General features: G+C 66.3%; 9 protein-coding genes. 3 read left to right on the top strand and 6 right to left on the bottom strand.

Annotation, left to right across the window (positions count from 1 at the left end):
* The coding region (locus BP26_RS0120650; protein WP_029922458.1) for an IS630 family transposase at positions 1-320 on the top strand (320 nt) is incomplete at its 5' end.
* A gap of 115 nt (positions 321-435) precedes the next feature.
* Here the strand turns inward: BP26_RS0120650 and BP26_RS26940 are convergent.
* The 4 genes from BP26_RS26940 to BP26_RS0120630 all read right to left on the bottom strand — a co-directional run bounded on the left by BP26_RS26940 (position 436) and on the right by BP26_RS0120630 (position 5,424).
* Positions 436-2,817 (bottom strand): DUF6351 family protein, encoded by a 2,382-nt coding sequence (locus tag BP26_RS26940; RefSeq protein ID WP_036517538.1) that lies wholly within the window; start codon positions 2,815-2,817, stop codon positions 436-438.
* Between the two features lie 139 nt (positions 2,818-2,956).
* The gene (locus tag BP26_RS0120640) at positions 2,957-4,321 is read right to left on the bottom strand and encodes an SGNH/GDSL hydrolase family protein (RefSeq protein WP_029922456.1); all 1,365 of its coding nucleotides are present in this window, start codon (positions 4,319-4,321) and stop codon (positions 2,957-2,959) included.
* Between the two features lie 119 nt (positions 4,322-4,440).
* Entirely contained in the window at positions 4,441-4,884 is a 444-nt protein-coding gene (locus tag BP26_RS0120635) for a DUF2846 domain-containing protein (RefSeq protein ID WP_051749239.1), read from the bottom strand.
* A 273-nt stretch (positions 4,885-5,157) separates the two neighbouring features.
* Entirely contained in the window at positions 5,158-5,424 is a 267-nt protein-coding gene (locus tag BP26_RS0120630; RefSeq protein ID WP_029922454.1) for a hypothetical protein, read from the bottom strand.
* A gap of 72 nt (positions 5,425-5,496) precedes the next feature.
* On the opposite strand from BP26_RS0120630, the gene lexA reads away from it, so the two are divergent.
* Entirely contained in the window at positions 5,497-6,165 is a 669-nt protein-coding gene (gene lexA, locus BP26_RS0120625) for a transcriptional repressor LexA (protein ID WP_029922453.1), read from the top strand.
* 338 nt (positions 6,166-6,503) lie between these two features.
* Positions 6,504-7,559, top strand: a complete 1,056-nt coding sequence (locus tag BP26_RS0120615; RefSeq protein WP_169740755.1) for a CE1 family esterase — start codon at positions 6,504-6,506, stop codon at positions 7,557-7,559.
* A gap of 129 nt (positions 7,560-7,688) precedes the next feature.
* Here BP26_RS0120615 and BP26_RS0120610 read toward each other — a convergent pair whose 3' ends face one another.
* Positions 7,689-9,254, bottom strand: coding sequence for a DHA2 family efflux MFS transporter permease subunit (locus BP26_RS0120610; protein WP_036517537.1), 1,566 nt, complete (start codon positions 9,252-9,254; stop codon positions 7,689-7,691).
* Positions 9,251-10,450: an HlyD family secretion protein gene (locus BP26_RS0120605; protein WP_051749238.1), complete on the bottom strand. Its 1,200-nt coding sequence runs from the start codon at positions 10,448-10,450 to the stop codon at positions 9,251-9,253. Before BP26_RS0120605 ends, BP26_RS0120610 begins: the two co-directional genes overlap by 4 nt.
* Positions 10,451-10,455 lie beyond the last annotated feature (5 nt).

Here is a 10,455-nt window from a genome sequence, read left to right as displayed (position 1 = left end):
TCCTGGCCTATGTCCAGAACTTCCTCTGCCCGACTCTTACACCTGGCGACATCGTGATTGCCGATAACCTCGGCAGTCACAAGGTTACCGGCGTTCGGGAAGCCATCGAGGCGGTCGGCGCCACCCTTCGCTACCTGCCGCCGTACTCGCCCGATCTGAATCCGATCGAAAAACTCTTCGCAAAGCTCAAAACACTCCTGCGAAAAGCCGCCATCCGAACCGTCGATGCCCTCTGGGAATACATCGGTACCCTCATCGACGTCTTTACCCCAGAAGAGTGCTCGAACTACTTCGCCTCTTGCGGGTACGTCAGTAAATAAATCGAAAATGCTCTAGGGTGAGGGGCGAAGTTACGGAATGCGAGGCCCGAGCTTGTATCTCCGCCCGCGCGGGAATGACGCCGGCAGAACCTGCGCCTATGCCGTTACCCCAACATCAACTCCCCGACCTCCCCACCCGCCACTTCAATTGATGCGGATCCTCCAGCGACGTCGAGCCGATCGAAGGCCACAGCATGCTGTGCGCCACATCGCCCACGCTCGGCTTGGCCCAGTCGCACACCCCGCGTGGAAACACTTGCTGCACCTGCTGCAACTGCGCCGTGCTCAAGGCCGGCGAGTAGTCCGCGGCATCCACCGCCTTGAGCTGGCACTTGGCGATGTCGTTGGACAGTGCCTCGCCCGCGATCAGCCGCGGCGTCTGGAACACCGGCAGGATGGTCTGGCATGGCCCCGTCGGGCTGGTCGGCGTATCGAACTGTTCCGGGATGTCGATCTGCAGCGGAATGTTCACGTCGCCCACCGGCAGGTCCGGCAGCAGCGGCAGCTCGATGCCGAGCGGGCCGACCAACGCCGAGGGCAGTTCCAGCCGGCTGCCCAGCACGGCGATGACACAGCGGTCGCTGGCGTCGGAAGGCTTGGCCGCCGTCACGGCCTGCACGCGGTCGGCTTCAGTCGTGTTCTGCAGCGCGGCGACCCATTTGTCGATCGTCGGGTAGGCGTCGCCCTGCACCAGGATGCCGCGCCACAGTGCCTGCGTCGCCACTTGTCCGGTCTGCTGGCGCAGGCGTTCGCGGATGGTGAAGGGATACACGGCCTGGTGGATGTTCAGTTCCGGGATCAGGTCCAGGTACACGCCCAGGTCGATGATCGGCGTTTCGGCAAGCGCGCCGCGGCCGATGATCTCGCCGATCTGGTAGGCGCGCTGCGCCAGGTCGTCGGCCATCTCGTTGCGCGCCGCCTGCGGCTTGCCGTCGTGGTCGTAGCCGCCGAGCTTGCTGTTCAGGTCGATGAACTGGTCGAAACTGATCTTGCCGGCGTTGAGCGCGCCGAGCCCGTACTGCACCCCCACATTGTCGTACGGCAGGCGCGCATGGCCGGTCTGCGGATCGCGCCCGACGATGTTCACGTCGGCGTCCTCCAGCGTGCAGCGGATGCCGTTGGGGTTGGTGACCGGGTCGTAGCGCTGGTCCATCGGCACCACCGGGTCGCAACCGTTGGTGGGATCGAGATCGGGCAGGAACAGGCTGTTCCAGCTCGCGCACACCGTGGTGTTGATGGCGCCTTCCACCGCGTTCTGCTGCGCCGATGACCATTTCGGCGAGGCGTTGCCGAAGTAGTTGGTGAGCAGCCCGCAGTCCACCACTTGCTTGGCCGTGGTGAAGACGTCGGCGAAGCTGGCGTCGGGCAGGGCGCCGCTGAGCAGGCCCGGGTTGTTGTTGATCGCGTTGTACTGCTGCAGCGCCGCGCCGGAGCCGTTGGTGCCGATCACCGTCTGCACCAGGCCATACTGCTCGCTGATGTGTTCCTTCACCATGCTCAGCGTTTCCGCGCTGACCAGGGGGTTGCAGTAGTTGCCGAAAGCGCTCTGCGTGTTGTGCACCACGATATCGCCCTGGCCCAGGCGGTCGGAGGCGCCGACCAGGGTGATCAGGATGGAAGAGGACGAGATCGAGTTCGGAATGCCGCCGAGCACGAAGTTCGGCGTGTTGGTGCCCTGGTGGTAGCCGACGCCGCAGGCCTCGCCGAAGGCGTAGTAGACGCGCTGGTCCCACTCGGCCGCGTCGAACGGCGCATCCTTGCCGCGCGCATGCGGATCGTCGAGCACGGCGATGCGCGTGATGCCGCGGTTGATGGTGCTCGATTCCACCCGCGCCACGAAGGGCGCCGTCTTGCCGGCCGCGGTGCGCACCTGCATGGTGTCCGGCGGATAGGCGGCATACGGATCCTTCAGCTCCTGGAAAGACTGATCGACCGAGGAGCGGTAGTACCACTGGTACACGGTCTTGATCGAGCAATCCGCATCCAGCGCCGGCCCCAGGCCGGCCGCCTCCGTTTCACAGATGAAGGGCTGCTGGTGCGGGCCGGAAAACACCGGTCCGGCGACCGGGTGATTGATCACATCGAGGCTGGCGCTGCGCTTGCCGGTCGGGCCGTTGAGCGTGGCGCCGAGATTGTTGCTGCCGAGCTTGAGGCCGCTGATCAGGCCGCGCCATTCGCCGGTGCCGACGCTCTTGAAGGCGGACGTCACCTCCTCGCCGTTGCGGAACACCTGCACCGTATCGCCGGCCCCGACGCCGCGGATGCCCACCAGCACATCGTTGTCGCTCACTGCGTCCGGCAGCGCCGACAAGGTGATGATCTCGAACTGCCCGTTGGCCAGCGGCGGCGTCTTGCCGGTGAAGTAATCCGCCTCCACCTCGCCGCCGGCGGCGGCACCATTCACCGGCGAGCTGCCGCCGCAACCGCCGCTGCCGACCAGCGCCAGCAGCAGGAACCCGCCAAACAACGCCCGCACGATCACGCCTGCCTGTTGCATGTCTTCCCCTCGCATAACCGCTTATTTTTTTGCTTATGTTTTATCGACGAGCCGGCCATCGTTGGGCCGGTCACGTTTACAGTTGAATCCTTCGGATGCCCTGCCGCAATAGCAAAAGCGGCTCAAGCCCCGGTGTTCCTTATCTGCACCCGGTACCGCGCAGCGAGCCCAGGTTCACCGCCGCCGCCAACGCCTGGTAGCCGGCGTCGTTGAAATGCAGGTGATCGCCGCCGTCGTACTGTGCCGCGATCCGCGTCGGATCGGCCGGGTCGCGCACCGTCGCGTCGAAGTCGGCGACGGCGTCGAAGGCGCCGCTGCCGCGGATCCAGTCGTTGACGGTCTGGCGCAGCGCCTGCGGCTCGCCGGCCTTGCCCGCCGCGCTATCCTTGGCGCCGCCGGCCGGGGTGAGCGTGGCGCCGATCACGTTCAGCCCCCGCGCATGCGCCTGCGCGATCAGCGCCTTGTCGGCGGCGATGATCCGGTCCGCCGTCGCAGCGTCATTGGGTGCGCCGCCGATGTCGTTGATGCCCTCGTAAACGATCACATCGGTCACCCCCGGCTGGGCCAGGGCATCGGCGGCAAAGCGCGAGGTGCCGGCAGGCCCGAAGATGTAACTGTCCGAGGCCACGAAGTTGCCGGAGATGCCGGCGTCGACCACCGACAGCGGCGGCGCCGGCGCATCCGCCAGCAGGCGCCGCGCCAGGAAGTCCGGGTAACGGCTGTTGCTGTCATAGCTGGACAGGTAGCCGTCGGTGAGCGAATCGCCGAAGCTTACCACCGCGCCGCTCGCCGCAGGCGCCAGCACGTCGATGCCGTTCAGCACATACCAGGATGAAACCGTGGTGCCGAAGGCAGTGCCATTTTCCTGGTCGCTGTAGGCGCCGGGCAGCGGACTCAGGTAGGACACCTGCTGCGCCGTGAGGTGATAGTCCACCGCCACCAGCAGCCCCTTGATGTGGAAGCTGACCGCCAGGTTCTGGAACGGCTGTACTGGCAGCGCCACCGGATCGCTGCTGATCTCCGCGCCCGGCGCGATACTGACTTCGCCGATCCCGCCGAAACTCACGGCCCGGTTGCTGCCGGGCACCAGGCTGGCGCCGGACCGGCTCAGGCCGACATAGACATGGTCCAGCGTTACCGCCGATTTCTGGAAGCGGTTGCTCAGGCGCAGACGGATCGTTTCACCCGCCGCGTGCGGCGCCACGATCAGGCGCAGGCTCTGGTCGTTGAAGACCTGCGCCAGCGCCAGGTTGGGGAAGATGTCCTGGTGCGCCAGCAGATCGGCTTCGAACTCCTGCACCGCCAGTCCCGAGCCGCTGAGCAGGGTGCTGGCCTGCGGGCTGGCGCTCCATGCACCCACCCAGTGCTGGCCCTGGCATGCCGCCGTGCCGGTGGCAGGCGTGCTGCCGCCGCAGGCCGGCAGCAGCGCCAGGCCCAGTGCAAGCGTGAACGCGGCAAGGCGGCGATGTGCCGTATCGCCGTGCGGGCATGCAGCAGTAAGCAAGCGCAAGTTCCGGGCTCCGGCTGATTACGGTATGGCGCCATACCGTAATCCCCGCCGGCCCGGAACCGGTTGACATTCGATGCCAGCGCGCGCGTCCCCCGCCGCGCGCCGGCCGCGGATTATTTGGCCGCGGCGGCGTACTTCAGATCGTGGATGGCGGGAATGGCGGTGGGAAGGTCGACCACTTCGGTGACCATGGTCGACTTGACGATGCTGCCGGTGCCGGGTGCGGTCCGCACATACACGTCCTGGCCGGCGGCGAGCGCGAAGCCGGTCTGATTCAGGATGCCCATGCCGCAGATCACCTCGTAGTTACCGGGCTCGCGGTCGATATAGAAAAACGTCCCGGGATTGGAGACGCCGACTATTTTCCCGTTGACCACGATATCGGGCGTGATCAGGTTGCCGATGAAGGCCGACTCGCGATAGAAGTAGATACGCCCCTTGTCCGCGGGCTTCGGCGGCATCAGGGCCTGCATCTCGGAATAGCTGAGATGGCTGGCGCAAGCGCCAAGCAGCAGTCCGCCGACAATGATGGAAATGGTTTTGAATGCGCGCAACATGGTAGCCCCTGGCCTGGTTATTGAAATACGTGGGCAATAACCAGCATGTCCCGTGCCACTTTTAGTCCTGGCGCGGCTTCCCGGGCGAAAGCCGCTGCCGCTGTTGCCGGGCTTTCAAATCAGGGAAGGGGGTGGCCGGGCGTGGCCGCCGGGCATGGTCTTCACCCCGTCACATGGACAGGGGATGGTAGGGCCATGGACTGTCAGGCGATGAACTGTCAGGAAACAGGGGCTCCAAGCTCAGGGGCCATGCCCCCAAGGTTCCGGCCCCGCTCAGAAAACCGCCCGCAGCGCCTGTCCCAGCGGTGCGTGGAACCAGGCCACCATCCCCGCCATGGCCAGCCAGATCATGCCCTGCAGCAGCAGGGTATCGATGCGCTCGCCGCTGAGCCCGCCCGCTTCGGCCTTGGCGGCGCGGCGGCGCATCGGCGCGTTGCGCGGGGCCACAGCCACCGGCGAAACGTTGCGGCGGCCCGGCTGCCTGCGGGGCGCGGCCGGACGTGGCAGGATGAGATGTGCGGCGGAATCGAGGGTGGCCATGTCGCTGTCCTTTCGTTCTGTACTGTTCTTTGGTACAGTACACCTGCACTTGACCGAACACAAGAGGCCTTGATGTCCGATCTCACCCAGCGGCAGACAGAGATTCTCGATTTCATCCGCAGCCAGTTGCGCGAGACCGGCTTCCCGCCGACGCGCGAGGACATCGCGCGCCAGTTCGGCTTCAGCTCCAAGACCGGCGCGCAGGACCACCTCATGGCGATCGCCCGCAAGGGCTTCATCGAACTGGTTCCCGGCAATGCCCGCGGCATCCGCCTGCTCAAGGAAGAAGAGGCGCTGCTGTCGCACCAGTTCGAGCTGCCGCTGATCGGCAGCATCGCCGCCGGTACGCCGATCACCGCCGAAACCAACGTCGATACCTGGCTGCGCATCGATCCGGAGCTGTTCCACCCGCGTGCCGATTTCCTGCACCGCGTGGCCGGCCACTCGATGAAGGAAGCCAACATCCTCGACGGCGACATCGTCGGCATCCACGTCCAGGACGATGCGGACAACGGCCAGATCGTCGCGGCGGTGATGCCGCATCCGAAGACCGGCGAGGACGAGATCACGCTGAAGCGCTACTTCCGGCGCGGCAAGAAGATCACCCTCAAGCCGGAGAACAGCGCCCCGGCCTACAAGCCGCTGGAGATCGACCTGGCGCCGCTGGACGGCGACAGCCAGGAGCAGACGCCGTTCCGCATCGCCGGGGTTTACGCCGGACTGATCCGGCCGAGGGGATAAGTCTCAAATAAAACGCGCGGTCACGCCCATCGTGAATCGCGCGGATGCAGCAGGGTTTCCGGCAGCACCGCATGGGAACGCTCGGGCGGATCGCTATCTCTGGGGTAGCGATCCGCTTTTTTTATGCCCCGAAAAAATCGCGGGAAACCTGCCGATTGGCCGCATGGCAAGGGGCCTGCGGCTGCGCTGCGATGGGGAAAACGGCCGCGGCCCCCTATAATTCGCGGCGCTGGATTTGTTGGTGCAGGTCTGCGCCACATAAAAAAACTTTCCGGGCCTGGACCATGGTGCGCTGAGCCGCCGCTGTCCGGGCCCTCCCTCGTTCAACCGGGTCGATCATGTCGGGCGTAACTTTCCGCTGTACGGCAGCCTTGCTGCTGCTTGTTTCCGCACTGTCTCTTGCGGCTTGTGGCGGCGGCTCCTCCGGCGTCGATGCCTCGTCCGGCGCCTCCGGTTCCTCGGGCAGCTCGTCCGGCAGTTCTTCCAGCGGCTCTTCCAGCAGTTCCTCCGGCAGCAGCTCTTCAAGCGGCTCTTCCGGCAGTGGCGCCGTCAGCGGCCTGACGCCGACGCCGGGCACCGTCGCCTTCACCAGGAGCATCAGCTTCGGCGGCCAGCAGCGCCAGGTGCTCTACATCACCCCGGCCACCGCGACCTCGGCCAATCCGCCGGTGCTGCTGATGTTGACCTACCCGGAAGGCACCCCGGTGTTCATGGCCAACCTCACCCGCGCCGGCCGCATCGCCGCCAGCTACGGCGCCTGGGTCATCATTCCAGCCACCAGCCTCAGCGGCAAGTGGGCCGACAATCCCGCGAACCCGCTGCAGACCACCGATGACGTCGGCTTCCTCGCCACGGTGATCGCCGACGCCGGCTCCAGCTACCGCGTCGATACCAGCAAGGTTTACGCGGCCGGCTATTCCAACAGCGCCTTCATGGTGGAGCGGGTCAATTGCGATCGGGCCGACCTGCTCGCCGGCGCCGCGATGATCGCCGCCACCGAGCGCGACGTCATGGTGCCGCTGTGCAAACCCTCGCGCGCGGTGCCCGCGGTATTCTTCAACGGCACCGACGACCTGGTGGTGCCGTACAACGGCCTGTTCACCATCCTGCTCAGCGCGCAGCAGGCCTACGCCAACTGGCAGACCTACAACAGCTGCACCGGCGCGGGTGCCACCAACAGCATTCCGGCCGCCGTCAGCGACGGCACCACCGTTCAGCTGTTGCAGAACACGGCCTGTGCCAACGGCAGCGCCGTGGCGCTCTACACCATTACCGGCGGCGGCCACACCTGGCCGGGCAACCAGACCGGCATCGTCGACCGCGCCTACCTCGGCCCGACCACGCAAAACCTCGACGCCACCCTGGCGCTCTGGCAGTTCTTCACGGCCCGCTAGAAGACCAAGCCGCTTGTTTCAACAGTCCGGTCATGGATGACCGGCGGCTTGGACAAGGATGTCCGCTAATATCCGGCGGCTTGGACAAGGATGTCCGCTAATATCCGGCGGCTTGGACAAGGATGTCCACTAATGCCCCGGCACCGGCCCGTCGCCGCCCTTGCCCGCCTTCACCAGCAACAGCAGCGGCAGCATGCCCAGGAACAATATGCCCAGGATCTTGAAGTCGTCGAGATAGGACAGCAGCGTCGCCTGCTGCACCGCCCCCTGGTAGATGTTGGCCAGGGTGCTTGCCCCGTTTGCCCCGCCGCCCATCACATTGCCGACCTGGCTGGCGAAATCGGGATAGGCCGGATTCATCGACTGCAGGCTCTCGACCAGGCGGCTCTGGTGGAACTGCTCGCGCCGCGTCAGCATGGTCGACATGAAGGAAATGCCGATGCTGCCGCCGAAGTTGCGCGCCAGGTTGATCAGGGCCGAGGCATTGTTGGTCTTGTCCTTGGTGATGCTGCGGAACGCCATGGCATTGATCGGGATGAACAGGAAGGCCAGCGAGGCGCCCTGTACCATGCGCGCCAGCATGATCTGACGGAACGTCATTTCCAGGTAGAAATGCGTCATCCACAGCAGGCTGGAGCCGCCGATGATCAGGCCGATCGCCACCAGTATCCGCAGATCCACCTTGTTCATCGAGCGCCCCACCAGGGGCAGCAGCACCAGGGTGATGAGTCCGCCCGGCGTCAGCACCATGCCGGCATCGACGGCGCGGTAGCCCATCAGGCTCTGTACATAGGCCGGGATCAGGAAGGTGCTGCCGAGCAGCATGAAGCCCAGCATCAGCATCAATCCGAACGACACGGCGAAGTCGGGATCGCGCAGCAGGCGCAGGTCCACGATCGGTTCCTTCTGGCGCAGTTCCCACCAGATCAGCAGGACGAAGGCGACCGCCGCGATCACGCTCAGGATGGTGATGAAGTGCGAAGCGAACCAGTCGTCCTGCTGGCCGCGGTCCATCACCACCTGCAGGCAGCCCAGGCTCAGCGCGATGAAGCCGAAGCCGAACCAGTCCACCGAGAAACTCTTTGCCTTGTCCACCACGGCCGCGCCCTTCTCCTGGATCAGCGCCGTCACCAGGAAGAACAGCGTGATGCCCACCGGCACATTGATCAGGAAGATCCAGCGCCAGTTGTAGTTGTCGGTGATCCAGCCGCCCAGCGTTGGACCGATGGTCGGCGCGAACACCGTGGCGATGCCGTAGATCGCCGTCGCCATGCCGCGTTTCTCCGGCGGGAAGCTGTCGGCCAGGATCGCCTGTCCGGCCGGCTGCAGGCCGCCGCCGGTGGCGCCCTGGATGGCGCGCAGCAGGATCAGCGTCGCCAGGTTCGGCGCCAGGCCGCAGAGCAGGGAGCTGGCGGTGAAGCCGGCGATACAGGCCAGGAAGAAGCGCTTGCGGCCGAAGGTATTGGAGAGCCAGCCGGAGATCGGCATCACCACCGCATTGGTCACCAGGTAGCTGGTCAGCACCCAGGTCGACTCGTCCTGGCTGGAGGACAGATCGCCGGCGATGTGCGGCAGCGAGACGTTGGCGATGGAGATGTCCATCACTTCCATGAACGCGGCCAGTGCAACGACCGGCGCGATCAGCCAGGGTGTGGCTGCCACGGCGCCGGCACTGCGTGCCGGCACTGCACTCACGGAGCGCCCCGGGTGGCGGCCGCCTGCGCGCCCGCCACCGGCTGCGCCAGGTTCTGGCTGACGATGTTGCGGATCTCGTCTTCCACGCCGGCATCCTGCGTGGCATAGACGTCGGTGCTCAGCGCCGACGGCCACGCCGCCTGCTTCGAGATCGCGGCGCCGTCGGCGTTATGCACGTCGACGTCGATATTGGTCGACAGGCCGAGGAACAGCGGATGCTGCTCCAGCTCCTGCGCATCAAGGCCGATGCGCACCGGCAGGCGCTGCACGATCTTGATCCAGTTGCCGGAGGCGTTCTGCGCCGGCAGCACCGCCAGCGCGCTGCCGGTGCCGGGGGTCAGGCCCAGCACCTTGCCGTGGTATTCCACGTGCGAGCCGTACATGTCGGCCGAAACCCGAACCGGCTGGCCGATGCGCAGGCCGCTGAGCTGGTTCTCCTTGAAATTGGCGTCGATCCACATCGACTCCACCGGCACGATGGCCAGCATCTCGGTGCCCGGCGTCACCTGCTGGCCGAGCTGCACCGCGCGGCGCACCACGTAGCCGGACACCGGCGACACCACGCGCGTGCGCGCCGCCGCCAGCCAGGCGTTGCGCAGGCTGGCCTCGGCCTGCAGTACGCGCGGATGATCCTGCGGCGTGGTGCCGGAGATCGCCGCGCGCGTCGCCGCCAGCGTCGCCTGCGCCTGCTCCAGGCCGGCGCGGGCGCTGGCCAGCGTGTGCTGGTCGTGCTGCAGGGTTTCCGCCGACACGCCGTGCACCGCCACCAGCGTCTGGTCGCGCGCCAGGTCCTGGCTGGCCTGGGTGAACTGCACCTGCTGCGCGCTCACCGTGGCCGCATCGCGGTGCTCGTTGGCGAACAGCTGCGCCACTTCGCGCACCGTCTGCCCCAGGCTGGCGCGGGCCTGCGCCAGCGCCACCTCGTTGTCGCGCGGGTCGAGCTGCACCAGCAGCTGTCCCTGCTGCACGAACTGCGTTTCGTCGGCATTGATGGCGGTCACCGTGCCGCCGATCTGCGGCGTCAGCCGCACCAGGTTGCCGTCGACATAGGCATCGTCGGTGGTGACATGGCCGATGCCGGCGATATAGAAATAGATGCCGACGCCGGCGGCGATGATCGCCACCACCGCCAGCACCAGCAGCGGCGTGCGGCTGCGCTTGGCGGGCGCGGCTTCGGTGTGTTCTTGTGCGCTCATGGGAA

It is taken from the genome of Nevskia soli DSM 19509 (assembly GCF_000711955.1).
GTDB lineage: Bacteria > Pseudomonadota > Gammaproteobacteria > Nevskiales > Nevskiaceae > Nevskia > Nevskia soli.
The sequence above is the reverse complement of the archived record's forward strand: the minus strand, read 5'-3'. Positions and strand labels throughout refer to the sequence as shown.